Genomic DNA, 26404 nt, shown 5'->3' on the forward strand with positions numbered 1-26404 from the left:
GATTCGGGGGTGTCAATCGCACGAATTGACCCCTAATTTGGATACCAAGGAGGACTATACATGAATTCTATCTCAAACAAGAAGATTAATCAAGTCACCGATCAAACGCTCGTCGTTGGCATGGATATCGCGAAAAAGAAGCATTATGCCTGCTTTGTGGATGAGCGAGGGAGGGTGTTAAAAAAGCCGTTTCCCGTTCTGCAATCGAGAGAAGGATTGGAATGGTTGTACCAGTGCATCGTGAAAGCGATGGAGGAATTTGAAAAAACGGAAGTGATCGTTGGCATCGAGCCAACGGGACATTATTGGCTCAATCTCGCTTACTTTCTTGACGAGAAGGGCATTCCTCTCGTCATGACAAACCCGATGCACGTGAAGCGCTCCAAAGAGCTGGATGACAATCTTCCAACCAAGCATGATGCGAAAGACGCGCTCGTCATTGCCCGGTTAGTGAAAGACGGCCGATTCAGCTATCCGCGCATTCTGAAAGGGGTGGAGGCCGAACTGCGCACAGGGGCGACGTTTCGATCCAAACTCGTGGAAGAGCAGGGGGCGGTTCGAAATCAGATGATTCGCTGGCTCGATAGGTAATTTCCGGAATTTACGCAAGTCTTTCCGTCGTTTGGGAAAATGGCGCTCGCTGTGCTGGAACAGACGCCGTTTCCGTCGGATTTAGCAGGGAAAGAGATCGAAGAGGTTCTCACCCTTTACCGCCAAAGCGAGGGATTACAATCGCCACAAAAACCGAAAGCGAAGAAGTTGATGGAATTGGTCCAACATTCCATTGGCGTAACGGAAGGACAACAGATGGCCCGTATCGAAATCGCCACACTTGTCCGCCGATATCGCCAGCTGGAAAAAGAGATCGAGGCATTGACAGAACAGCTGATTGAACTCGTTCAGACCTCCGTCGAATACGAATGGCTGAAGACCGTTCCGGGCTTAGGGGATGCGACTATCGTGGAACTGTTATCGGAAATCGGGAGTTTTTCCCACTATCAGGATCCGCGCCAATTATTGAAACTTGCGGGCCTGACACTGCGGGAGCATTCCTCCGGCCAACACAAAGGGCAAAAACGGATCTCGAAGCGTGGAAGAAGGCGGTTGCGCGCCCTCCTCTTCCGCGTGATGATGCCGATGATCCGCCACAACGAAGCGTTTCGACAGTTACATGAATATTACACGACACGGCCCGATAATCCGTTGCGCAAGAAGCAATCCATTGTGGTGTTATGCGGGAAATGACTGAAGGTACTGCACGCTGTGTGTACGAAGCACCAGGCGTTCGATGCGAAGCGAATGATGCAGGACATCTTTGGTCTCGAAACGGCGGCTTGATGCCTGCATGCCTTGTGATTCTCTAGACAACAAGGATGACACGGAGAAGCTGGCGCGATATCATCCATTCGACCTTGAGTCCCTAAAGGAGCTTAGCCGGCCTCTGCCTGATGACTAGACCGAACGAAGGAATGTAGGCACAAGGATGCCAAGAGACATGGGAGGGTTCGTCATCATCAGCGATGCAGAGATCCACGGTGCATCCCATACGCTTCCCCGCACTACAACCAAATTTAACCAGTAGTGGCCGCGAAGCGTACCCCATCAATGTAAGATATACACATATTTAAGAAATAATGTTAGAAACTTTGTCGAAAAATATTTTTTTGACACCCCTGAAACGGCTACAACCGTTGATATATCAACATTTATAGAGGGAGGTTTTCAAAATGTCAACTGCCTTAAAGCAGTGTAAACATATTTTAATTGTTGGGGCTCATCAATTTGAAGGCTTTCATATATGTTCAAAACTGGTAGAGGAAGGATTACTAGTCGATGGAGTGGTAATCGTTCCTAAAAATCCGTTGCAAAAAAAAATATGCGAAGAAGAAATGATGTGGCTCGGGCGGAACGCACATTTTCATTTATTGGAAGAAGACAGTTGGATAGAGGATGCTTCCAAAAAGCAATATGATTTGATTTATTATTGTCAAACAGATCATCAAACGATAGACGATGAAGCTGAAAAACACCGATTGGAAAAAACGGTCGAAATCGCATCCCTCAAGCAGACTCCGATTATTTTTTTATTTTCTCTTGAAGGAGAAAATCCGCTGGAATATAGGGATGAAGAAATTGACAGCTGGATGCAGCAAATAGGACAAAAATGGACTTTCCCTTATTTATTTGTTTATCTTCCAACCGTTTTCGGACCTTGGCAGCCGATAGGCCATTGGATTTCGAACAGTTTGTTGGAATGTACAGGCATCAGCCGTTCCAAGACGAATGCGAATGAAAAAATTGTCATTCGAGACATTCTTCATATTGATGAAATAGTTCCGGTGTTAACAGAATTTGACGAAGATTTGTTTGCGAAAAAAACAATTTACTTGATTTCCGACGACAAAGAGCGCATTAAGAAGGTGATGAGCTTTTTTGACATTTTTCATTACATTTACAAGCCTATATCGAAAAGCGAACATCATTTAGTTGTTCCAAAGACGGTCGAAAACATTGAAAAGAGTTTGCAAGAATTAAAAGATTTTTTCCTGCAAAATACACGCAGACTTTATACCTAACTATAAAATTTCTTTACTTCATTGACGGCGTATAGCAAAATAAAAGAGGAATGAAGTGAAACGTGAAAATTTTAGTACTAAATATACATCGTGTTAAAGAGGAAGCTTCCTAGAGAAACGCCTCATAAGCTATATTTCGTGACAATCAAATTGACCGTAAATTCAAAAGATCGTTTTGAACTTAGCTGAGATCGATATGTAATCATTTCGATTATTGAGAAACCTCACCATTTCAATGATGATGCAGTTCACTGGTTTAAAGGAGTTGCTTGGTATGTATAAAAAAATGTTTGTGATCATTTTTATTTTATTATTTCTCGTTGGCTGCGGACAAGCATCAGAAAAAGGAAAACTGAAAAAGGTGGGTTTGCTCGTTCCTGAAACGATTAATGATCAAGTTTGGGGGACAAAAGGGTATAAAGGGCTGTTAAAAATTCAGTCTGAGCTGAATGTAGATGTTTTTTATAAAGAAGGAATGAATTCCGAAGCGGCGGTGAGGGAGGCGGTCGAAGAATTTCACGGAAAGGGAGTTAATTTAATTATCGGGCACGGTCACGAATATGAGGGTTTTTTTAGAGATTTGCTGGATCAATATCCAGATATTCATTTCGTTTTTTTTAATGGTGATGCAAAAGGCCCGAATGCCACAAGTTTAAATTTTGAGGCGCATGCCATGGGCTTTTTCGCAGGAATGGTGGCAGCACATATGACAAAAACAAACGAAATCGGAATTATTGCCGCTTTTGAGTGGCAGCCTGAAGTGGAGGGGTTTTATCAAGGGGCGCAATTTGAAAATCCAAACGTAACCATTCACATTGAATATGTCCAAGGGTTTGATCATGTTGACTTGGCGCTTGAGAAGCTCGATAAGCTTGTCGCAGAAAATGTAGATGTTGTTTATCCGGCAGGCGACAGATACAACGTGCCAGTGATCGAAAAAGTGAAGGAAAAAGGAATATATTCAATTGGCTTTGTTTCAGATCAAAGTGATTTGGGCGAACAAACGGTTTTAACAAGCACAGTACAGCATGTGGATGAGTTGTATTTATTAGTCGCAAAAAAATTTATAAAAGGCGAACTGGAAAGCGGGAATTTATATTTTGATTTTCAAGATGGTGTGATTGATTTAGGGAAGTTCAGCCCTCTAGTAGATAAAGAATTTAAAAATAAAGTTTTAAAATATGTGGAAGAATATAAGAAAACAGGGAAATTGCCTAACGAATAATGCTATATAAGTTGAATTAAAGATTTACAACTAAACACACAAACGATCGATCGTTTGTTCTGGTTTCTGGTTGATTCGCTGAATAAAGGCTTGGACATTCTTTCTAATTTCTTGCACACTCGAATAGAACACGTTGTAAATCACGTCTGATTTCAGCCATTTCCATAGCCCTTCAATCAAGTTCAATTGCGGACTGTATGGTGGCAAAAAGACGAGCTCTAACCGATCTTCGTGTTCTTTTAAAAATGGCTGAATGAGTTTGGCATGGTGAATTCGAGCGTTATCTAAAATCATCACTATTTTGCCTGTGGGATAGCGTTCTAACACAAGTTGAAGAAATCGAAGAAATGTTTCCGCGTCATAGCGTTCTTCTTCGATGCAAAACACTTCCCCTGTTTCGTAGTTCAACGTGCCAATCAGCTTCAGCCCTTGATGTTTTCCAAACGTCGGAATGATTCGTTGTTTTCCTTTGACAAACCATGTTTTTTGAATCGCTTGGTAATCACGAATCATCGACTCATCTTGAAAGAGGACATGGGCGATGTTCCCATCTACCAGTTTTTTTTTACTTCAGGGAAGGTGATTTCGACGAATTCTTTTTGTTTCTCTTCATCGGCATTGGCTAGTGTATAGGTCGGTTTCGTATAGCTTAGCCCTAACCGATGCAGAATGTCACTTGTTCCGCGAAGCGTGTATGTTGGCCCCCACTTTTGTTGAATGAGTTCAGCGATTATCGCAAGCGTCCAATTATATTTTGCTTCGAATCCCACATCTACGGGGAGCTGATGTTCAATGATCAAAGCCAGCTCTTTTTCCTGCTCAGGGGTCAATCGACGTGGGGCGCCAGGTGAGTATTTCATCTCCAGTCCATCAAGACCGCGCTGGGCGTAGGCATGAATATAGTTATAAATAGTTTTCTTGGATCGACCAATAATCGTTGCGATTTCTCCTTTGGTATATCCCTGCAAATGAAGATAAATCGCTTGGTAGCGTTCATATGCTCGTTTACTTTTTGCTTCTTTCATGGCAGTGGACAACTTTTCGATCTCGTCTTTGTGATTTGGCATCATAGTTTTCTCTCCGTTCCCCTATTTTCTCTTTGTATTTATTCGCCGTGGAACGGGAGAAAACCTTTATTTCAATTTATATATGGTGAAATAAATAAAATAAAAATTTTGGGGGATGGTTGAATTCATCCCCTTAATTTTTAAATAGTTTTTTAATTTGATTGACGAACGGCTTTATTTCTTTAATAATTGGCTTCAGCTCAGATAATTTTGTCACAATATCATCGACTTGCTCAAAAATTTTTTGATAGTCTGATTGCTCGTCTTGCTTGTTTTTTTCGGAAGTTTTTTCAGAATGAACCGGAAGCTGCCGGCCGAACATAAATTGGGTAAAAAAATCGGGTTCTGGTGCTTCTGCTTTCTCTTTTTCATCTTCCTGCCGCTCGTTTACGTTTTCATCACTCATTCCCGTTTCACCTTCCGTTCTTTTTTCCTTTGCATCCTATTTTATGAAACAAAACTGAGTAAGGAATAGACGATTAGCTCAATCTATCAGTCAAAAACAAGAAAACCTGTAGTTAACTGTTATGAAGCATATTGCTATAAGTAGAAAAATAATATAAAATTAGTACCAAGTCATAACATTTGATAATAATTTTTTGTGAAGGAGATGTTCTTCATGAGAGCTGGGATCATCGGGATAGGCCGTTATATACCGGAAAAAGTTGTGACTAACTATGATTTAGAAAAAATCATGGATACGTCTGATGAATGGATTCGAACAAGAACCGGCATTGAAGAGCGGAGAATTGCTTCAGATGATATGAAAACATCGGATTTGAGCGCAAGAGCGGCATTAGAGGCCATTGAAGATGCAAAAATTTCACCGGAAGAAATCGATCTGATTATAGTTGCGACCGTAACACCTGATCAATCCTTTCCGTCAGTTGCCTGTGTTCTGCAGGAAAGACTTGGTGCAAAACGGGCTGCTGCTTTGGACATAAGCGCCGCATGTTCAGGTTTTATTTATGCGATGGCAACGGCAGGACAGTTTATACAAACAGGAGCTTATAAAAAAATTCTTGTCGTTGGAGCCGAAAAGCTTTCGAAAATTACGGATTGGAATGACCGTTCAACAAGTGTTTTATTTGGGGATGGTGCCGGGGCGGTTGTTTTAGGAGAGGTAAGTGATGACAGAGGGATTCTCTCATTTGAGCTAGGAGCGGACGGAAGCGGCGGCAAGCATTTATATGAAAAAGGTCATATTGTGATGAACGGGCGTGAAGTATTTAAATTTGCTGTGCGGCAGATGGGAGAATCAAGCATTAATGTATTGGAAAAAGCGGGATTAACGAAAGAAGATGTTGACTTTCTCATTCCGCATCAAGCAAATATCCGCATTATGGAAGCCGCCAGACAACGGCTTGAATTGCCGGAGGAGAAAATGTCCAAGACGATTCACAAGTACGGGAATACTTCCGCAGCATCAATCCCAATTTCTTTATACGAAGAAGTAAAAGCTGGTAAAATAAAAGATGGTGATCTTATTGTGATGGTCGGCTTCGGCGGAGGTTTAACATGGGGAGCCATTGCATTAAGATGGGGACAGTAAAATCATTCAATCAGAAATAAAAATGCTTTTTTTCCGTCATACAAACCGAAAAAGGCGAGGTGTAATGATATGGAAAAACGTAGAGTAGTTGTAACAGGCATCGGTGCTGTGACACCGATTGGATTGGATGCGAAAACAAGCTGGGAAAATGCTTTGAAAGGTGTATCAGGCATTGGAGAATTGACGAGAGTCGATAAAGACATATTTCCTGTCAAAGTTTCCGCTGAAATAAACGATTTTAAACCTGAAGATTTTATGGATCGGAAAGAAGCGAGGAAAATGGACCGCTTCACACAATTTGCATTAGCCGCCTCGTTGATGGCGCTTGAAGATTCAGGTTTAAAAATAAATAATGAAAACCGTGAACGGGTAGGCGTTTGGATCGGTTCAGGCATAGGCGGAATGGAGACGTATGAACAGCAATTCGAAACTTTTCTGGAAAAAGGTCCGAGACGTGTAAGTCCTTTCTTTGTTCCGATGATGATTCCTGATATGGCAGCCGGACAGGTGTCCATAGCGATCGGCGCGAAAGGTCCAAATTCATGTACAGTCACTGCCTGTGCAACAGGATCAAATTCAATCGGCGATGCCTTTAAAGTAATTCAACGTGGCGATGCCGATGTGATGATTACGGGCGGAACAGAAGCGCCGCTGACCAAGATGGCTTTTGCAGGTTTCAGTGCAGCAAAAGCGTTGTCGACAAATCCTGATCCGAAAACTGCTAGCCGTCCTTTTGACAAAAACCGCGATGGCTTTGTCATGGGAGAAGGTGCAGGAATACTTGTTCTTGAAGAGCTGGAACATGCTTTAAAACGAGGAGCAAACATTTATGCAGAAATCGTCGGCTATGGATCAACAGGCGATGCCTATCACATTACACAACCGGCTCCTGGCGGAGAAGGCGGAGCACGTGCAATGAAAATGGCAATTCAAGATGCAGGCTTAAAACCGGAAGATATCGATTATATTAATGCCCATGGAACAAGCACCGAATATAATGATAAATTTGAAACATCGGCGATTAAAGAAGTTTTTGGCAGCCATGCTTATCAATTAACCGTCAGCTCGACAAAATCGATGACAGGTCATCTGCTTGGAGCAGCAGGAGGAGTTGAAGCCATTTTCACCATTTTAGCAGTGAAAGAAAATATAATTCCTCCGACAATGAATTATGAAACACCTGATCCTGACTGTGACTTGGATTATGCTGTTAATCAGGCTAAACAAAAAACAGTTCGGGCGGCGCTCAGCAATTCCCTTGGTTTCGGAGGACATAACGCCACGCTCGTTTTCAAGAAATTTGAAGAAGCCTGATGTCAACATATAGGAAATTAAGGATCATATGAAACCGTTATTGCCTAAACAGGCAGTAGCGGTTTTCTTTTTAAAAAAAATTCAAACATCTTTCTTTTCTAATGAATAGTGTAGAAAAGGAGGTGCGAAGATTTGGGAGTTATTGACACAAAAAACTGGTTGAAGAAAAGCCGGAATCCAATCGAACTTTGTGAAAAGCTAGAGAAATATTTTCACCATTTACAAGCGGAGGAAATCCATCACTACCTGTCACAATACGGCATGCTTCGAACTGGCTATGAACATTGGCTTGTTAAGGCTGATGATTCGAAAATTTGGACAAAAGCAAATAACATTTTTTTGAAGTTAAAGAAAAGATGGAACGGTCCAGATGTCCCTATTTTTATTTTTCCTGTTGAAGAGCGAAAAAGTTTTTTTGGGAGAGATTTTAAAGGTCGTTCGGGGTTGTCTTTTCAGGATAAAATGTTTTTATTTTTATCGCCGGATGTAAAAAATGATGAGCTCATTGCGCTATTGATTCACGAATATCATCATATTTGCAGGCTTAGGAAAAATCCGAAGCACGAAAAAGACTATACGCTTCTTGATGCGATTATTTTGGAAGGTTTGGCGGAGCATACGGTTTACAGAACGATAGGTGAGCAGCATGTAACAAATTGGGTGAAAAAATATTCGAAGAGACAACTATACAGCTGGTGGAAAAATTTAATTGTTCCGAATCAAGACATAAAATGGGACCATCCGTTATTCGATCAGCTTTTGTTCGGAAAAGGCTTTTATCCGACCATGCTTGGATACGCAATTGGATATGATATCGTACAAACGTTTTATAAACAAAAACCGTTTTCAACAAAAGAAAGCTTTTATTTGCCTGCCGAACAATTCGTGGAAAGCTATGAAACAAAGGAATAGGCTCCTTTGTTTCTATATGTGTGCGCCCGGCATGGGTGTAATCTATAGGGTGAAAGTCCCGAGCTGCGAAGGCAGAAGTAGTGGTTAGCTTAACGCAAGGGTGTCCGTGGTGACGCGGAATCTGAAGGAAGCGAGCGGCGAACTTTAAGGTCTCTCGGAACACGAACTTCATATGAGGCTAGGTATCATTGGATGAGTTTGCATAACAAAACAAAGTCCTTTCTGCCAAAGGTGATATAGAGTAAATGAAGCAGATAGACCCCCATGCCGAAAAAAATTCGGCACCATCGGAAGGATGAAAACGAATATTGTCGAAATAACTCCTTGCAGCTGGGGTCATGAGGTCGATGCATCTATGGTACGCAAGAGTCCGAAAGATAGACGGACCCCAGTAGCCTGGTGCACCACGGAATGTCGCTCCCGAGTTGGGAAGCACGCAGGATAGAATGCTTCGTCATAGGCTACTGCACCAGCTGAAGATGAAATGAAGCAGGGAGGGAAAGCGATGAAGGTATTATATGAACGTTGTTGTGGAGTAGACGTGCATAAAAAATCCATTACCGCTTGTACCATCACCCCTGAAGGAAAAGAAATACGAACATTCGGTACCATGACCGATGAATTGCTGGAGTTTGTGAACTGGTTGAAAGAAAAAGGGGTGACGCACGTGGCGATGGAATCGACAAGCGTGTACTGGAAACCGTTGTACAATTTGCTCGAACTCGAACAAATCGAAACGCTTGTCGTCAATGCCCGGCATATTAAAGCAGTTCCTGGACGGAAGACGGATATGAAGGATGCCGAGTGGATCGCCAACTTGCTTCGCCATGGATTGTTGAAAGGAAGTTATATTCCGGACCGAGCCCAACGAGAACTGCGAGAACTCGTTCGATATCGTCGCAGTTTGATCGAAGAAAGAGCGCGGGAATTGAATCGGATTCAAAAAGTATTGGAAGGAGCGAACATCAAGTTGTCGTCCGTTGTTTCCGATATCAATGGGGCATCGGCACGAAAAATGATTCGTGCGTTGATCGAAGGGAAAAACGATCCGATGGTCATCGCTCAGCTCGCAAAAGGGAAATTGAAACAAAAAGTGGAAGAACTCCAGCGCGCATTACACGGGGTAATCGGCCCTCATCAACGGATGATGTTAGCCGAACAATGGCGGCATGTGGAATACCTAGATGAAGCGATTGCGCGATTAGATCAGGAGATCGAGGAGAGAACGCGCCCTTTTGAAGAAGCGCTGGAGCTCTTAGATACGATTCCGGGAGTCGGGCGGAAAAGTGCGGAACAAATTTTGGCGGAAATCGGAACCGATATGAGTCGCTTTGCATCAGCGAGCCATCTGGCATCGTGGGCAGGCATGGCACCAGGAAACTACGAGAGTGCGGGGAAACGGTTATCAAGCCGAACGAGGAAAGGGAACAAGAAGCTGAGAGCGTGTTTAGTAGAATGTGCCCGTGCCGCCGCGAGAAAGAAGGATACGTATTTATCCGCGAAATATCACCGCATAGCCGCAAGAAGAGGGGCGAATCGAGCGAGTATGGCAGTTGGACGAACGATATTAGAAATCATCTATTACCTGTTAACTCGGAAGGAACCGTATAAAGAATTAGGGGCAGACTATTGGGATCGTCAACGGGAAGCAAAGATCGTGCGTCAAACGGTGAAGAAATTAGAGGGGTTAGGGTACGAAGTGAAGTTAGAAAAAGTGGGTGCATAAGGGAATTAAACCATATATAAACTTTAATACCTTCCTTTGGAAATTATATTCCAAAGGCTAGGTGGGGGTTGTTTTTTGCCAAATTTTGTTTTCAGGATAGATGGAAGGAAAGATTACACTCTTACCCGGGGAGGTCTGGCGGATATGTGAAGTACTCTTCATAACCTACTTAGTGATAAGTAGCTGAACCGTCAGAAGTCAGCAGAGGTCATAGTATTAGTTGGTCTAGAACAACTAAGAAGGACCGAACAATTAAGAGAGAATAGCCCTTGGCATTCAGTGAGTCATGATGAACACAGGAAACGTAGTACCTCACTTGAGGGAGGAAGCGGTGAATCCCGTGGGAGACCTCTTGGAGGGTGGAGTGACCACTGGCATAAAGAGAACAGCTATTCACGGAAGTTATAAAGACTTGCGTCAATTATCTTAATGGAACCGCCGTATACGGAACCGTACGTACGGTGGTGTGAGAGGACGGGGATTAATCTCCCCCTCCTACTCGATTTATTAATAATTTGGACAGACTGTGAATATGAATAAAAAATAGAACGAAACTTCCAATGATGGGGGAATGGATTTGGCACGATTAAAACGACCATGGCTGTATATATCGATTCTCTTGTTTTTATTGCTTCTACATGGCTGCTCAAGTCTGGATTATAATAGAAAGCCGCAACCAACGGTTAAGGAGATAAAAGAGGAAGAGCTCGATCCGCTGATTGTTCCGGAAACATTTATAATCGGTTCAACTGAATCGCCGCAGCTTTTTAATCCTTTGTATTCTCTAGATGAATCAAGCTCGCAGTTAGAAGGGATGCTTTTTGATGGACTGGTGACAGTTGATGAGCAGCTGCGGCCGAAACCGCATCTGGCTGAAAAGATTCAGCAATCAGAGAATGGACTTGAATATACGGTCACTATTCGGCGCGGGGTCAAATTTCATGACGGAAAAGAATTAACGGCGGATGATGTTGTTTTTACTTACAGCATTCCTTTAAGCCCTGATTATAATGGCGAAAGAAGTTCAGACTTTGAAATGATTGAAAGCATTGAAAAGCTTGATAAGTATACAGTGAAATTCCGTTTAAGAGAAAAAGACGCCTCCTTTCTTCCAGTCACATTATCATACGGCATATTGCCGAAGCATTTGTTGAAAAATGTACAGGTTGCAAAATTAAAGGAGCATAAGTTTAATACATCACAGCCTGTGGGCACTGGGCCTTTTCGGTTCGTAAAATGGGAAAAGAATGGATTCGTAGAGCTGGCCGCAAATGAACATTATTTTTTAGGGAAGCCTCGAATCAAATCAATCAAGTATAAAATTGTTCATAACCAGGAAGCTCTTTACGAACAGCTGAAAAACGGCGAGGTTCATTACGCCCCTGAAATAGAACTAACCAATGTAAAAAAAATAAAAAGGTTAAGAGGATTGGACGTTCAATCGAACATTTCCCATTCTTATGTGTTTATCGGCTGGAATGAAAAAAACGAACTTTTTCAAGATAAAAAAGTAAGGCAAGCCTTGACGATGGCGATCAACCGCAAAGCTATCGTTCGCAAGATTTTGCACAGACAAGGAAAGGAAGCACATATTCCAGAAACGCCTATTGCTTCTATTTTTACCGACGAAATTCAAACATTAAAGTATAACCGGAGAGAAGCAAAAAAGCTGCTGAAAGAAGCGGGATGGGAAGATACGGACAGTGACGGCATACTGGATCGAGAAGGAAAAGATTTCTCGTTTACGCTAAAAACGAACAAAGGAAATATTGTTCGAGAAAAAGTTGCGTTGCTTGTGCAAAAACAATTGAAAGAGATCGGAATTGACGTGAAAACGGAGTTTTGGGAATGGGAAGATTTAATTAAGCAAATTTCACCGCCGAATTGGGATTACGATGCGTTGATTTTAGAATGGTCGTTATCTAAATTTCCGAATCATTTTGATATTTTCCATTCCAGTCAGAGAGAATATGGATTGAACTTTGTTTGGTGGGAAAACGAACAGGCCGACCTGCTGTTGTCTAAATCTAGAAAAATAATGGACGAAAGCGAACGAAAACAAATTTACAAGGAGATATTTCAAATTATCGAGGATGAACAGCCATATACAGTTTTATATTATCCGAAGGAATTTCGGGCGTTGCCTGAACGGTTAAACGGCTATATTTTTCATCCGAAAAATTACTTTTATAAAGTGCATGAATGGTCCTTTTCTGAAAGCTGACAGGCCTGAAATCCGCATTGATCAAAAGTGGAATACGTAATGATGAAAAGTTTTTTGGGCAATGAAAAATTTGGAATAAAAACCTTCTCCACTGACCATAATGATGACAAACAGTCTTGTAGTAAGGGGGCTAATTATGCTGAATTTGTACGATGTTTGGGTAAACTGGTTTGAAGGAGAAGAAAATGGTTATAATGTTTGTCATTTTCATGAATGGAGAAAGGATGATAAGGTTGAACTGTTAGACCAAGTACCGCTGATTAAAGTGAGTAAAGAACTTTATGATTATATTGAAAATGACTTAAAAGAACTGCCTGAAAAACTTTTAAAGGATGTTTACCAGAAGGCATACGCCCGGAAAAACCATGAGAGAATTAAGCTAGATTATTGCTTTGTTGTTTCGGATGGCAACGGCATTTTAGCAGTAGATACGATCGGATATACGACGCCAATTCGCAAAAGCCGGCTTATCCCAAGACAAGAGCAGATTGTATATGACATGGTGAAGGATTTAGAGCCGGAATCATACGAGTTCTCACAAACAAATGACAAAGACAAAAAAGATTATCATCTTTTATCCCTTGCACCTGAATATATGCACGGATTAACCCGCAAAGAAAGACAGCTGAAACAGCTTTTGTTTATGGCTCTTGATCAATTGCAATCGACAAAAAATACGGCGGAAATGAAATATTGGTATACGGAATGGAATCCGTACATGTATGGTCAAATTCAATCACTCGGTTTTGAGGAAATTTGGACTATGCTTTATGAGGAAGCGATTGTCGGATGGTCTCAAAAGCATGAACAATTATGCGAACGATTAATAAAAGGGCAGCCTTTCTTTGAAAAGCTTTGGGAAATGGAGCAAGAACCGAAAGTAAATTAAGGAAGAGGGCACTATATCAGCCGCCCTCTTTTTATCGAACATATTTTTTTAAGCTAGTATATTTGTTTTGTTTAATCAGCTCCATCATCAATCGTCATTCGTTCGCTAGCGCTTTTATTTTCGTTTTTTTCTTCCCAATCCCATTGCATTCTCCATTTTTTTCAACATTTTGGATGCTACTTTGTTTGCTTCCTCCCGGCCTCTGTCTAAAATGTCATCAAGTTCATCAGAATCAATGAGCTCATAATATTTTTCCTGAATCGGCTTTAAAGTGTTAATGACGACTTCTGTCAAATCCGCTTTAAATTCACCATAGCCTTTTCCTTCGTATTTTGTTTCCAGGTCGGCAATTGACACGCCAGCTAAAATTGAATAAATAGATAAAAGGTTGGAGATGCCTGGTTTGTTCTCTTTATCATAACGAACCACTCCGTCTGAATCAGTCACAGCGCTTTTAATTTTCTTTTCAATTTTTTTTGGATCATCGAGCAGGGAAATAAACGATTTTTCATTCGCATCGGATTTGCTCATTTTTTTCGTCGGATCTTGAAGCGACATAATCCGAGCACCGACTTTTGGAATGCGGACTTCTGGAATTTTAAAAATGTCTGCATATTTTTTGTTGAATCTTTCGGCTAAATCCCTTGTCAATTCCAAATGTTGTTTTTGATCCTCGCCGACTGGAACAAGGTCCGTGTTGTACAAAAGAATATCGGCGGCCATTAAAGGCGGATAAGTTAACAGTCCTGCTGAAACAGCTTCTTTCCCTTTAGATTTATCTTTAAATTGTGTCATTCTTTCAAGTTCGCCAATATAAGAAACGCATTGAAGCATCCATCCTGCCTGCGCGTGAGCGGGCACCTCCGATTGAATGAAAAGGGTGGATTTTTCCGGATCGATGCCGACTGCTAAATATAATGCAGCAAGGCTCTTAATGTTTTTTCTTAATTGAAGTCTGTCTTGCGGAACAGTTATGGCATGCTGATCGACAATGCAAAAATAGCATTTATATTCATGCTGGAGCTCTACAAATTGTCTCATTGCTCCGATATAGTTTCCGAGTGTTAACGTGCCGCTAGGCTGAATTCCTGAAAAGATCGTTTTCATGTGCAAACTCCTCCTGATTTTTATATATAAAAAAGCCCATCCGTCCGTATAGGGACGAATGGACCGCGGTGCCACCCTAATTATTTCACAAACTTTCATGTGAAATCACTTTTCGTCTTTTAACGCAAGACAAAAACGCCGCAGCTTACTGATTTCAGCTGAGAGCTCAAAAGTCCATTTCCATACCGGACAGTGTTTGTTTCCACCAGCCACAAACTCTCTGAAAACTGTTTTCGGCATGTACTTCTCTTTCTCATTGCCTATGTATTCATTTACGAATGATTATAAAAAAATTGTGTATTCTTTGCAACTTCTCAGCGTCTTTCTGAAAAAATTTCTTTTTCACGTTTAATCGAACCAAAAAAAGGGAAAAGAAGAGTAGAGAAAGAAAAGAGGTGTTAATTGAGAAAATGGCCTTGAAAATGATCATCATTCACCTGTTGTAACATTTTTGTTATAATTTGAGAAATAAAAACATATAGGCGAAGTTGCTTTTTTATAGTATAATAATCAATATAAATTACTTTTTTAAATTTATTTTAATGTGAGATTGGCATAGTTTTTATATATACACCTATATTTTTCTCGAAAAGGAGAGTGATTGGCATGGTAATATTGTATACATCTCCGAGCTGCACATCTTGTAGAAAAGCAAAATCTTGGTTGGAAAAGCATCAGATTGAATATAGAGAGCGGAACATTTTTTCCGAGCCTTTAACGATCGAAGAAATTAAAGAAATTCTTCGTATGACAGAAGACGGAACAGATGAAATTATTTCCACTCGTTCAAAGGTTTTTCAAAAATTGAAGGTTGATGTTGAATCGCTTCCTTTGCAGGAGCTGTATGATATTATCCGGAAAAACCCTGGAATTTTGCGCCGCCCGATTTTGATTGATGAAAAACGTCTTCAAGTCGGTTATAACGAGGATGAAATACGACGCTTTCTGCCAAGAAAAATTCGCACCTACCAGCTGAGAGAAGCTCAGAGAATGGCAAATTAAAAGGGAATGATGCCTTCCGTACGCAAAGCAAAATAGATTGCGGAAGGCTGTTATTTTTTTGTTATATTGTACAGAAGGGCAAAGAAAAGGATGAGACAAGCTGTGAAATAAGGGAGAGTTTGTGCAACAGCTTCAGTTTTCAACAGAGGGGTCATTTTTTCATCCGTTGCCATCATTTTACCTGCTGTATAAGCTAATATTCCTCCGCCCCCGTAAATGAGCAAAGGAAATCGGGACATGGCAGACATGATAAATCTGCTTCCCCAAATAATGATCGGAATGGATATAAGAAGACCTGTTATGACAAGAAAGATATTTCCTCCAGCTGCTCCAGCAACCGCAATGACATTGTCAAATCCCATAAAAATGTCAGCCAAAACAATCGTTTGGATGGCTTTCCACAATGAGCGGTGGCTTTTCACGGAAGTATGCTCACCTTCATTTCCTGTCAATAATAAAAAGGCAATATACATTAAAAATAATCCGCCAAAAAACTGTAAAAAAGGAATGTTCAATAAATGGACAGCTAGTAATGTCAACAAAATTCGGCTGAGTATCGCGAGCATTGTTCCAAATAAAATTCCTTTCCTCCGCTGATTTTCCGGCAAATTGCGGCATGCCAGCGCAATGACAATGGCATTATCTCCTCCTAATATGAGGTCAATGCCAATGATAAGGAATAAAGATGTGAAAAATTGTTCATCCATCAGTCAACCTCTTTTCAAATTATGGCTCGTACAATATATATGAAAAACGAAATATTTTATGCTTAATAGGTAAATAACGGTTTTTTTCAAAATCAAGGCTTTTTTTATTTCTTTATGAAGTGATTTATCATACAATAGAATTAGAATTGAACAACTTGGTGCTCGCGATGAAAATTTGGAAATTTTTTAAATTAGGAAAGAAAAGTGCAACGAATTCGGGGGTTTATTGTCCCTTCCAAAAATTTAAAAAGAAGGGAAGGTTGTTCAAATGGAAATCGAACGCATTAATGAAAACACAGTAAAATTTTATATTTCATATGTTGACATAGAAGAACGAGGATTTGACCGAGAAGAAATCTGGTATAACAGAGAAAGAAGCGAAGAGCTGTTTTGGGAAATGATGGATGAAATTAATGATGAAGAAGACTTTCCGCTTGAAGGTCCGTTATGGATTCAAGTTCATGCCAATGACAAAGGGCTTGAAGTCATTGTCACAAAAGCACAGCTGTCAAAAGACGGACAAAAGCTGGAGCTTCCGGTAGTCGATGAAAAATTAAGAGAAATCCCGGTTGATGAGAATATAGAATCTTTGTTGGACAGACATTTTAATATGTCTGAACGATCTTCCTCAGATGAAAAAGATGAAACGGCGCAACTGCAATTTGTCATAAAGTTTCAGGACTTTGAAGACGTTATTTCGTTAGCATCCCATCGTTTGGACGGATTTTTGAATAGCTTATATGTATTTGAACAAAAATATTATTTATTCGTTGAATTTTCGGATAAAGACGATGAACAAATTGAAAATTTGCTCAGCATTATGCTTGAATACGGTCAGGAATCAAGGATGACAATTCACCGTCTTGAAGAATACGGAAAGCTGATTATGAAGGACAATGCCTTGGAACAAATCGAAACGCACTTTTCTTAAATTGCCGATTTCATGTTCGAAATCGGTCTTTTTTACTTAAGGAACGCTTAATATCTCAGATCAAATGAGATATGTCCCAATCGAGAGATAAGAAATATCGATTGCCTGGAGGAAGCTTATGAGAAAATTTCTGCAAGTAATCGTTTTTGCCATTGGTCTAGCTATCATCTTGTATTTAACTAAGAACATCTGGGAGGAATGGTTTTTAGGAGCCGTTTCCATTTTGTTCACGTTATCCATCATTTTTATCGGTTTTGTTATTTTCTTGGAAAACCGCCACCCAACTCAAACGCTTACTTGGCTTGTTGTTTTAGGAGGATTTCCATTAATAGGCTTCTTTTTTTATATATTTTTTGGAAGAAATGTCCGGAAGCATCGTCTATTTAAGAAAAAAGCTTTAATAGATGAGCAAGCTTATGCCAAATTTGAAACCAGCTTTCATACTTATGAAGATAAAATTAAATTCATGAGAAATCACCAGCGCCTTTTATTTAAGCTCGCCCATAAGCTTGGCCGCAGTCCGATTTCTTTTCGGACAAATACAAAGGTGCTGACGAACGGCATTGAAACATTTGACCATATTTTTCGAGAGCTTCAAAAGGCGGAAGATCATATTCATCTTGAATACTATATTGTTCGGCATGATGTAATTGGGCAAAAATTAAAAAAGCTGTTGATCGAAAAAGCGAAAAACGGTGTAGAGGTTCGATTTTTATACGATGCAGTCGGCAGCTGGAAGCTGTCCAAAAAATACAGGAAGGAGCTTCTTGATGCCGGGGTGGAAATGGTTCCATTTTTACCTGTAAAGCTTCCGTTTTTGTCTAACAATATTAACTTTCGCAATCATCGTAAAATTATTGTGATTGACGGAAAAGTCGGCTTTGTCGGAGGTTTAAATATAGGAGATGAATATTTGGGAAGAAATCCGTATTTCGGCTTTTGGCGGGATACGCATATGATGCTCGAAGGGGAAGGAGTACGGACGCTCAATCTTATTTTTTTACAGGATTGGTATTATATGACTGGGCAGAAGCTGCTTACCGATCGATATTTGCTGCCTCATTTTCAAATGGACGATAAAGAAGGAGGCGTTCAGCTAATCGCCGGCGGTCCTGATAATAAGTGGGAGGTCATTAAAAGCTTGTTCTTTTCGATGATCGTTTCCGCAAAAAATTCGATATGGATCGCCTCTCCGTATTTTATTCCTGACGAGGATATAAAATCCGCTTTAAAGATTGCTGCGCTGAGCGGCATTGACGTTCGTCTCCTCGTTCCGAAAAGGCCTGACAAACGGATTGTATTTTATGCGTCGCGATCTTATTTTCCGGAGCTTTTAGAAGCCGGGGTTAAAGTGTACGAATATGAAAAAGGGTTTATGCACAGCAAAATCATTATTGTTGATGGCGAACTGGCATCGATCGGTACGGCGAATATGGATATGAGAAGTTTTCATTTGAATTTTGAAGTAAATGCTTTTTTATACCGAACGGACAGCATTGAAACGCTTGTAGAGGATTATATTCGAGACATTGAAAATTCAAGTGTCATCGACCTTGAACAATTCAAAAAACGTCCGCTATATATAAAGCTGTTTGAATCAACGTCGCGGCTTTTGTCTCCTTTATTATAAAACACCGTTTTTGATACAGCGGTGTTTTTTTTTTAGGATAAAGCTCTATTTGAGCGGATTTCACAACACCACGGGTGAATTGCCGGCCGTCACGATGTAAAATGGCGAACCTTTATTGAAACGAATGAAGCAACATCTAACTTCCGCCTCTTTAGCGGCAAGCATGCGTTTTTGAAAAAAGTATATTTTTCCATGAAGTGTTTCTGGCATCTTTTAAAACTTATGAAAAACGCTGCTTTTGAAAGGATTTTTTTCCCTTTTGTCGAATGTTTCTATTTGTGAAAGGAAGTGATGATTTATATGCTTGTTGCCCTTTTGCGAAACGGCGAAAAAGTAAATGTCGCCGCCCCGTACTGGTCGACAGAAAGGCTTCTAAAACTGAAAGAAGAGCAATCCTTTTTTTGTCCGGCTTGCAAGGAGCCGGTAAAATTAAAAATAGGCAAAATCAAAATTCCTCATTTTGCCCACTTAACGGCCTCTTGTCAGGCTGATTCGGAAGCGGAAAGCACGTACCATTTGAACGGAAAAAAGCAATTGTATGTTTGGTTGAAAAGGCAGCGGTTAGCTGCGGAAGTGGAAAAATTTATACCTTCTATTGCACAACGAGCGGATCTGTTTGTATCTTTTCAGCATAAACGGTATGCGATTGAATACCAATGCTCTAATATTCCCCCTGATCAGGTGATAAAACGGACAAATGGCTACAAAAAAGAACGAATTAAACCGATTTGGATATTAGGCTGGAAACAAATGAAGCAAGTCGGTGAACATCAATATCGACTGACTCCTTTTCATTGCCAGTTTCTTCATTCCCCGCAAAACGATCATCCTTTTATCATCAATTATTGCTCAGATAAGAAAACCTTCATCTTTTTTTCCCATCTGATTCCGTTTTCTAAACAGAATATTTTTGCCGCATCTGCTATGATCTCTCCAGAGTCGTTTTTCTTTCGAGATTGTTTGCAAGGAAAGAGCCTGACGGCAAACGGTTTATGGAAGCATTGGCTGAAGAAAATAAGTCAATATCGCTTAAAGCCGCTGTTTCAAAAGACGAACGAAGAGCGAAAGCTGCAAAAAAAGGTTTACGAAACAGTTGGCTTATCTTTATCGCAGCTGCCAGTTGAAGTTTTTATCCCTTTAAAAAGCGGTTATATGGTTGATGAGGCGGTCTATATTTGGCAATGCTCAGTTTTATTATTTATTGAAACATTGCGAGCCGATGAAGTATTTCACGCAGAAAAGCTAGTTTGGCACCTTAAGAAAATAGGGATGAAAGAAAGAAGCTGTAGCGTAAAAACGGATTTAAAAAAGCCGATTATTGAATATTTAACGACTCTTTCCCATTTAAAATTTTTGCAGCCAATCGGTCCATATTCGTTTCGAAAAACATCATCTCCTTTTCATTTGGAGTCGATGGAAAAGCGTGAACAACGTCTTGGACATTATTTGGACAAGGAAGGTATGTTTTTTTCTGCTGTAGAATAATATAAGCATAGTGATTTATTGCGTTTTGAAAAAAATTTCAATATGATGGAAACAGACTGATTTTTTTAAAGGGGGAAATCGAGAATGGGCAATGAAACAGCTGTCAAAAGGCTGCCAAAACGGGAAGAAATCCCTGTTGAGTATACTTGGCGGCTAGAAGATATTTTTGCTTCTGATGATGAATGGGAAAAAGAATTTGAAGAAGTAAAGCAGCTAATTCCAAAAATCGGTGAATATAGAGGAAAATTAGGTCAATCCTCCGATCTGTTATATGAGGCGCTCTCTTATCAAGATTCCGTGATGGAGAGGCTTGGAAAGCTTTATACATATGCCCATATGCGCTACGATCAAGATACAACTAATTCTTTTTATCAAGGATTGAATGACCGGGCAGCAAATCTTTATACACAAGCTTCCAGCCTCTCATCCTATATCGTTCCGGAAATACTATCCATTGAAGAAGAAAAGCTTCAGCAATTTTTGAAAGAAAATGATCAATTGAAGCTTTATGCACATGCCTTGGACGAAATCAACCGGCAAAGACCGCACGTGCTCGATGCGGAGCAAGAGGCTATTTTAGCTCAAGCTGCGGAAGCCCTGAGCACTGCCTCCAATACGTTTGGAAAATTAAATAATGCGGACTTGGAATTTCCAGCAATTAAGGATGAAAATGGAGAAGAAGTGGAAATCACTCACGGCCGTTATATCCAGTTTTTGGAGAGTGAAAATAGACGAGTCCGTCGCGATGCGTTCCAAGCATTATACGCAACATATGGAAAATTTAAAAATACGTTTGCCAGCACATTAAGCGGAGCTGTTAAGAAAAATAATTTTTATGCGAAGGTGCGGAAATATGAGAATGCCCGCCAGGCTGCACTAAGCGCCAACAACATTCCCGAGGAAGTCTACGACAATTTAGTGAAAACGATCAATGAACATTTGCCGCTGCTCCATCGTTATGTCGATTTGCGGAAAAAAGCGCTGAAGCTTGATGAACTTCATATGTATGATCTTTATACGCCGCTTGTACAAAACGTCGATATGAAAATCACGTATGAAGAAGCGAAAGACATCGTATTGAAGGGGCTTGCTCCATTAGGTGAAGAATATGTCGGCATTTTACAAGAAGGCTTTGAAAACAGATGGATTGACGTTAAGGAAAATAAAGGGAAACGAAGCGGAGCTTACTCCTCTGGCGCCTATGGAACAAATCCATATATTTTGCTGAATTGGCAAGATAATGTGAACAATTTATTCACACTTGTTCACGAGCTTGGCCATTCGGTGCACAGCTACTATACAAGAAAAACACAGCCGTATCCGTACGGAGATTATTCTATTTTTGTCGCGGAAGTGGCTTCTACATGCAATGAAAACTTGTTAAATGAATATTTGCTCAACACGATCGATGATGAAAAGAAACGTTTATACTTGCTGAATCATTTCCTTGAAGGGTTTAGAGGAACGGTATTCCGGCAAACGATGTTTGCTGAGTTTGAACATTATATCCATTTGATGGCGCAAAACGGAGAGCCGCTCACACCGGAATTTTTGACGCAAACGTATTATGAGTTAAACAAAAAATATTTTGGTGACAACATTGTGGTCGATGAAGAAATTGGCTTAGAATGGGCAAGAATTCCGCATTTTTATTACAATTTTTACGTTTATCAATACGCAACAGGCTTTAGTGCTGCAAGCGCCTTAAGCAAGCAGATTTTATCGGAAGGAGAAACTGCCGTTGAAAGGTACATTAATTTCTTGAAAGCGGGAAGCTCTGATTATCCGATTAATGTGCTGAAAAAAGCAGGGGTCGATATGACATCAACCAAGCCGATTGAAGATGCATGCAAAGTATTTGAAGAAAAGCTGACGGAGATGGAGGAGCTGCTGTTAAAGTAAAGTGAAAGAAAACAGGAGCATCATCTGAATCCAAAAAATTAGTGGCATGAGTTCGATCTGGAACTGGACTCATGCCTTTTTGGTGCGCCCGGCATGTACATGAACTATAGGGTGTAAGTCCCGAACCCCGAAGACAGAAGTAGAGGTTAGCTCAACGAAAGGGTGTCCGTGGTGACGCGGAATCTGAAGGAAGCTGGAGGCAAAACACCGGTCCGAGGAACACGAACCTCATATAAGGCTAGGTATGATTGAGTGAGTTTGCCAAACAAAACAAAGCTCTTTCTGTCGAAGGTCATATCGAGTAAATGAGGCGGATAGATGGTGTGAAAGTGCATGTACTTACCCGGGGAGGTCTGGCGGATAGGTGAAATACGCTTCATAACCTACTTAGTGATAAGTAGCTGAACCGTCAGAAGTCAGCAGAGGTCATAGTATTAGTTGGTTTAGAACTACTAAGAAGGACCGAACAATTAAGAGAGAATAGCCCTTGGCATTCAGTGAGTCATGATGAACACAGAAAACGTAGTACCTCACTTGAGGAAGGAAGCGGTGAATCCCGTGGGAGACCTCTTGGAGGGTGGAGTGACCACTGGCATAAAGAGAACAGCTATTCACGGAAGTTATAAAGACTTGCGTCAATTATCTTAATTGAACCACCGTATACGGAACCGTACGTATGGTGGTGTGAGAGGTCGGGGGTTAGTCACCCGTTAGTCACCCCCTCCTACTCGATTTTTCGGTCATATAAAAACTGCACCTCCAATTGTCAGTTGTATCTCTACTAATTGAGATGCGTGCGGTTCATCATCCCGTCCTCTTTTTTATCTTAAAATCCGCGGAATGTTTTTCGATGGTTAAACAGAAGAAACGATATGAAAAGAGAAATAAAAAGCAGGGGGGCAGAAACGAAAATCGGTGCGAGATTCATCAATCCTAACAGATTATAAAAAAAAGCGAAGATGACGAGCAGCAGGCTGATTATGAGCCAAAATGTTTTCACGATTTTTCCCTCCTACACATTTCTAAAACGAGGAAAAAGATTTTGTATATTGTATGCAGCTTGCCCGTTCTTCATGTTTTGTGACAAATTTGTGAATTGTTGTTTTCCCCTCTTGCAAACTGAAAAAGGAATTTGTTATATTAAAAAAGTGAAATTGATCACAAACAAACATTTACCCCTTTGTTTGACCGTGAAAAATTTCTCCCATCCCCTTTGTTGTCATAAGAAAAAAAAGAAACCACAAACAACCGTTTGTGGTTTCTTTTTTTAATTGTTTAATAAAGATAAAGCGCTTACATTTTTGATTAAAAACGTTCCCCATCAGCATAGAAGCCGATGGGGAACGTTTCGTTGAATTAAACCCCTCAATCTCACTGCCCGATATAGCGCCAAAAAGTTCCATATTTTACAGGCACCCGCTCAACTAGTTGCTTTAAAAGCAGTCTTTTCATTTTACGTTCCGTTTCTTCATCAGTCATGTTATACACAACGGAAATCTCTTTTGTTGCGACAAATTTATAATGCTTTAAAAAAATCTCTATTGGCGGCACTTGAGACGGCTTCGGTTTATCTCCGACAAGCTCGCAAAGAATATCAACATATGTTTCATAAGGATATAATCCGGTAATTTTTAATCCTTCCTTCTCTTCACGGCAATGAAAAAAGACAAGGGAAGGAATTTCATGCACGTCCATTTCTTCTGTAATTTTATAATCGCATTGAAGTGCTTTTCTTGCACTTTCGGAATATAAGTCCCTCTCAAATTCATTGACATCAAGGCCGACATTTTTAGCAATTTGTATGAGAACGTTTTGATCAGAGACATTTTGCTTTTCTAAAAAAACAACTTCCTGTAAGTGCCGCAAGAAACGGATGCCCGCTTTTCTCCCTTGAAGCTCCGCTGCTTTTAAAGCAAGGGAAGCTCTGTAGGGTGATGATATAGGGTTTTCAAGCCAAAGGTTGCCGTCACATGACATGCCGGTTCTGCTCGCTATCTTCTCCCATGATTGGGCAATTGTTTTCGGTTTCCGCCGTTTTGTTAAGTTTAAATTAGCAAGCTTTCCGCAAACAATATGGCGCAATGAGAAAAGCCTGCCGTATTCGATTTGCAGTTTTTTGATAAACGGTTCAAGGGCCCAGCATTCAGGGCATAGCGGATCAATAAACATATAAATCTCGATCGGCTTTTTAGGATGGCTGTGACAATGAGAAAAGAAGTGAGCAGCATTCACTTCGTCTTTTTTGTCAGGTTTCAACTGAATACTCCTCCTGATCTTCGTCTTTCGAATTAATCATGTGATGGGCGGTCACCACAAGCCGATCGTAGAAAAACTCTCGTATTTCCCCGTCAAGTCCGACCTCGTCCATTGCTTTTCGCATACATGAGAGCCATGCTTCTGCTCTCCTCGGCGTAATCGGGAATGGAAGATGGCGGGCTCTGAGCATCGGATGTCCGTGTTCTTTTGTGTAAAGTGGCGGACCACCTAAAAACTGTGTCATAAATTGTTTCTGCTTTCTGGCAGTTTCCGTTAAATCCTCGGGGAAAATAGGTTTTAAAAGAGGATGTTTTTTAACATTTTTATAAAAAGCATCGATTAGAGCGTGAAGTTTCTTTTCTCCAATCGCGTCATATGGAGTTAAGGGTGGTTTTGTCATGGTGATAGCTCCTTTGGAATCATTCGTTAATAATGATGTTACATTTATTTTATCAACATAACTTATTTATCTCAAACGAATCGCTTTGAAGGAGTTGGCTGAGGCAATGCAAACAAAAGGATAAATAGCGAAAGCGGGAGCTATTTCCGCAAATATGTTGTGCTTGCTGTGACATGAACATAGAAGGACTTGCGGCTTGAAGCGCAGCGATCGAAGATTAGCCGAAATCGATTGGATAACAAATATTCCCAACTACTTTTAATGAAAAAGAAAAAGGTGCTGTTTGTTTGCACCTTTTTACGCAAAATATCTTTGAGTAATTTTATTTACATAGTTTTGCGTTTCTTTAAATGGAGGGATGCCTCCATATTTGTCGACATTTCCCGGACCGGCGTTGTATGCAGCCAGCGCCAATTTTACAATACCGTTATATCGGTTTAAAAGCTGTTTTAAATATTTTGTGCCGCCCTCGATATTTTGCACAGGATCAAACGGATTTTTTACACCGAGCGCTTTTGCTGTAGAAGGCATAAGCTGCATATAGCCGACAGCTCCTTTAGGACTGACGGCATTTGCCTTGAAGCTTGACTCCTGTTGAATCACAGCTTTGATTAATTTGGCATCGACGCCGTATTTTTGAGCCATCTGCTGAATGATTTCATTAAGATTAGCGGAGACCTGTTTCTGTTCATTTGTTTTTTTGGCAGATTGGGAGGAAGACAGTGAAATATTCTCTTTGGCCGTTTCAGATTGTACATCTTGTTCGATGAAGGCATTTAAAACATCCTGAAAGTTCAGCGAAATTGCTGCATCTTTTGTTTGCGGCCCATCGGATTGGCCTGACAAAAGACGAAGGACTTCAAGCTCAAACAGAACATTGAAATTATAGTTTGTATTCATCACAAATTCTCCTTTGAAAATTTTGCGGAATAAAACCGCTTTATCTTATTTTCTGTTTGACGGATCGGGATGTTGTGTTTGTTTAAAATCTCCAAAAATTGCTGCTTTCCTTCCTTTTCATCCTCTGCCTCAAATTCGATTTCAAAATCCTCTCTATTTTCATATCGGCTATGATCGAGAACAATTTCACCATTTTTATATTTTTTTGTTGCCCGGCTTGTAATGAGCGAACCGAAACAAAGAAGGCTTTCGGGCTTGATTTCAAGCTGTTTGATTTTTTCGACCACTGATCCCTCCTTCGGAAAGACCGACTCGTGAATGGCTGAAACTGCTTCTTGATCGGTTAAAAACTGGTGTGTTTCCAGCAATCCGACATGATAAGGCTCCTTTAATGTCAAAACATATTGATCCTTCTTTTTACGAATTCTTAAAGCGGCGCCATGATTTTTCAACGTAAAACATTTTGTGTCAAAATAATAGTTTTCCTGCTCGGCAAAATCTTTTTCGGTCAATTGAAAAAAATCAGCTAAGCGGTGGAATTCTTCTTTTGTAAGCAGGTTTTTAAATTCTATCTCAAGCTCTTGAACCATCGGGCATTC

Annotated in this window: 22 protein-coding genes, 1 pseudogene and 1 other annotated feature; of the genes and pseudogenes, 14 read left to right on the top strand and 9 right to left on the bottom strand. The window is 40.5% G+C overall.

Annotation, left to right across the window (positions count from 1 at the left end; genetic code table 11):
* Nucleotides 1-60: 60 nt before the first annotated feature.
* From NSQ44_RS05340 to NSQ44_RS05350, 3 genes and pseudogenes are all read left to right on the top strand, one after another.
* Nucleotides 61-1338: pseudogene (locus NSQ44_RS05340) on the top strand (IS110 family transposase).
* A 389-nt stretch (nucleotides 1339-1727) separates the two neighbouring features.
* Nucleotides 1728-2576 carry a hypothetical protein gene (locus tag NSQ44_RS05345; protein WP_340855464.1) on the top strand — a complete coding sequence of 283 codons (849 nt, stop codon included), beginning with the start codon at nucleotides 1728-1730 and terminating at the stop codon, nucleotides 2574-2576.
* Between the two features lie 274 nt (nucleotides 2577-2850).
* Nucleotides 2851-3801, top strand: a complete 951-nt coding sequence (locus NSQ44_RS05350; RefSeq protein ID WP_340855467.1) for a BMP family ABC transporter substrate-binding protein — start codon at nucleotides 2851-2853, stop codon at nucleotides 3799-3801.
* A gap of 30 nt (nucleotides 3802-3831) precedes the next feature.
* Here the strand turns inward: NSQ44_RS05350 and NSQ44_RS05355 are convergent.
* Together NSQ44_RS05355 and NSQ44_RS05360 are read right to left on the bottom strand one after the other, a co-directional pair.
* A protein-coding gene (locus tag NSQ44_RS05355) for an IS630-like element ISBs2 family transposase (RefSeq protein ID WP_340855470.1) occupies nucleotides 3832-4871 on the bottom strand; the annotation gives its coding sequence in 2 pieces (ribosomal slippage) (nucleotides 3832-4365 and nucleotides 4368-4871; 1038 coding nt in all).
* A 130-nt stretch (nucleotides 4872-5001) separates the two neighbouring features.
* Nucleotides 5002-5274, bottom strand: a complete 273-nt coding sequence (locus tag NSQ44_RS05360; RefSeq protein WP_340855472.1) for a hypothetical protein — start codon at nucleotides 5272-5274, stop codon at nucleotides 5002-5004.
* A 213-nt stretch (nucleotides 5275-5487) separates the two neighbouring features.
* Between NSQ44_RS05360 and NSQ44_RS05365 the strand changes: the two genes are divergently transcribed.
* The 6 genes from NSQ44_RS05365 to NSQ44_RS05390 all read left to right on the top strand — a co-directional run bounded on the left by NSQ44_RS05365 (nucleotide 5488) and on the right by NSQ44_RS05390 (nucleotide 13485).
* On the top strand, nucleotides 5488-6420 hold the full coding sequence (locus NSQ44_RS05365) for a beta-ketoacyl-ACP synthase III (RefSeq protein WP_340855474.1): 933 nt from the start codon (nucleotides 5488-5490) through the stop codon (nucleotides 6418-6420).
* Between the two features lie 69 nt (nucleotides 6421-6489).
* Entirely contained in the window at nucleotides 6490-7734 is a 1245-nt protein-coding gene (gene fabF, locus NSQ44_RS05370; protein WP_340855477.1) for a beta-ketoacyl-ACP synthase II, read from the top strand.
* Between the two features lie 132 nt (nucleotides 7735-7866).
* Nucleotides 7867-8646, top strand: coding sequence for a DUF2268 domain-containing protein (locus NSQ44_RS05375; protein ID WP_340855480.1), 780 nt, complete (start codon nucleotides 7867-7869; stop codon nucleotides 8644-8646).
* Between the two features lie 505 nt (nucleotides 8647-9151).
* A complete protein-coding gene (locus tag NSQ44_RS05380; protein ID WP_044899176.1) occupies nucleotides 9152-10372 on the top strand; it encodes an IS110 family transposase in 1221 nt (406 codons plus the stop codon).
* Between the two features lie 577 nt (nucleotides 10373-10949).
* Nucleotides 10950-12596, top strand: coding sequence for a peptide-binding protein (locus NSQ44_RS05385; protein WP_340855482.1), 1647 nt, complete (start codon nucleotides 10950-10952; stop codon nucleotides 12594-12596).
* A 136-nt stretch (nucleotides 12597-12732) separates the two neighbouring features.
* Nucleotides 12733-13485 (top strand): YjbA family protein, encoded by a 753-nt coding sequence (locus NSQ44_RS05390; RefSeq protein ID WP_340855485.1) that lies wholly within the window; start codon nucleotides 12733-12735, stop codon nucleotides 13483-13485.
* 114 nt (nucleotides 13486-13599) lie between these two features.
* On the opposite strand, the gene trpS is transcribed toward NSQ44_RS05390, so the two are convergent.
* On the bottom strand, nucleotides 13600-14592 hold the full coding sequence (gene trpS / locus NSQ44_RS05395) for a tryptophan--tRNA ligase (protein WP_130157359.1): 993 nt from the start codon (nucleotides 14590-14592) through the stop codon (nucleotides 13600-13602).
* A gap of 47 nt (nucleotides 14593-14639) precedes the next feature.
* Nucleotides 14640-14858 (bottom strand) — a binding site (T-box leader).
* 340 nt (nucleotides 14859-15198) lie between these two features.
* Between trpS and spxA the strand changes: the two genes are divergently transcribed.
* Nucleotides 15199-15594, top strand: coding sequence for a transcriptional regulator SpxA (gene spxA / locus NSQ44_RS05400; protein WP_063387002.1), 396 nt, complete (start codon nucleotides 15199-15201; stop codon nucleotides 15592-15594).
* 50 nt (nucleotides 15595-15644) lie between these two features.
* Here spxA and NSQ44_RS05405 read toward each other — a convergent pair whose 3' ends face one another.
* Nucleotides 15645-16301 (bottom strand): TerC family protein, encoded by a 657-nt coding sequence (locus NSQ44_RS05405; RefSeq protein ID WP_063387001.1) that lies wholly within the window; start codon nucleotides 16299-16301, stop codon nucleotides 15645-15647.
* 268 nt (nucleotides 16302-16569) lie between these two features.
* Here NSQ44_RS05405 and mecA point away from each other — a divergent pair, with 268 nt between their 5' ends.
* The 4 genes from mecA to pepF all read left to right on the top strand — a co-directional run bounded on the left by mecA (nucleotide 16570) and on the right by pepF (nucleotide 22249).
* Nucleotides 16570-17232 carry an adaptor protein MecA gene (gene mecA / locus NSQ44_RS05410; RefSeq protein ID WP_340855490.1) on the top strand — a complete coding sequence of 221 codons (663 nt, stop codon included), beginning with the start codon at nucleotides 16570-16572 and terminating at the stop codon, nucleotides 17230-17232.
* Between the two features lie 118 nt (nucleotides 17233-17350).
* Nucleotides 17351-18862 carry a cardiolipin synthase gene (gene cls / locus NSQ44_RS05415; RefSeq protein WP_063386999.1) on the top strand — a complete coding sequence of 504 codons (1512 nt, stop codon included), beginning with the start codon at nucleotides 17351-17353 and terminating at the stop codon, nucleotides 18860-18862.
* A gap of 291 nt (nucleotides 18863-19153) precedes the next feature.
* Nucleotides 19154-20347, top strand: coding sequence for a competence protein CoiA (locus tag NSQ44_RS05420; RefSeq protein ID WP_340855497.1), 1194 nt, complete (start codon nucleotides 19154-19156; stop codon nucleotides 20345-20347).
* 84 nt (nucleotides 20348-20431) lie between these two features.
* On the top strand, nucleotides 20432-22249 hold the full coding sequence (gene pepF / locus NSQ44_RS05425) for an oligoendopeptidase F (RefSeq protein ID WP_340855500.1): 1818 nt from the start codon (nucleotides 20432-20434) through the stop codon (nucleotides 22247-22249).
* A gap of 826 nt (nucleotides 22250-23075) precedes the next feature.
* On the opposite strand, the gene NSQ44_RS05430 is transcribed toward pepF, so the two are convergent.
* The 5 genes from NSQ44_RS05430 to NSQ44_RS05450 form a co-directional block, all read right to left on the bottom strand.
* Nucleotides 23076-23249 (bottom strand): hypothetical protein, encoded by a 174-nt coding sequence (locus tag NSQ44_RS05430; RefSeq protein ID WP_162536160.1) that lies wholly within the window; start codon nucleotides 23247-23249, stop codon nucleotides 23076-23078.
* 371 nt (nucleotides 23250-23620) lie between these two features.
* Nucleotides 23621-24505, bottom strand: a complete 885-nt coding sequence (locus tag NSQ44_RS05435; RefSeq protein WP_445659491.1) for a ClpXP adapter SpxH family protein — start codon at nucleotides 24503-24505, stop codon at nucleotides 23621-23623.
* Nucleotides 24495-24905, bottom strand: a complete 411-nt coding sequence (locus NSQ44_RS05440) for a globin domain-containing protein (protein ID WP_063387493.1) — start codon at nucleotides 24903-24905, stop codon at nucleotides 24495-24497. Before NSQ44_RS05440 ends, NSQ44_RS05435 begins: the two co-directional genes overlap by 11 nt.
* Nucleotides 24906-25202: 297 nt before the next feature.
* On the bottom strand, nucleotides 25203-25805 hold the full coding sequence (locus NSQ44_RS05445) for a lytic transglycosylase domain-containing protein (protein ID WP_340855504.1): 603 nt from the start codon (nucleotides 25803-25805) through the stop codon (nucleotides 25203-25205).
* A complete protein-coding gene (locus NSQ44_RS05450) occupies nucleotides 25805-26395 on the bottom strand; it encodes a CYTH domain-containing protein (RefSeq protein WP_340855507.1) in 591 nt (196 codons plus the stop codon). Before NSQ44_RS05450 ends, NSQ44_RS05445 begins: the two co-directional genes overlap by 1 nt.
* Nucleotides 26396-26404 lie beyond the last annotated feature (9 nt).

Origin of the sequence: Aeribacillus sp. FSL M8-0254 (assembly GCF_038008845.1) — a bacterium.
Lineage (GTDB): Bacteria > Bacillota > Bacilli > Bacillales > Aeribacillaceae > Aeribacillus > Aeribacillus composti.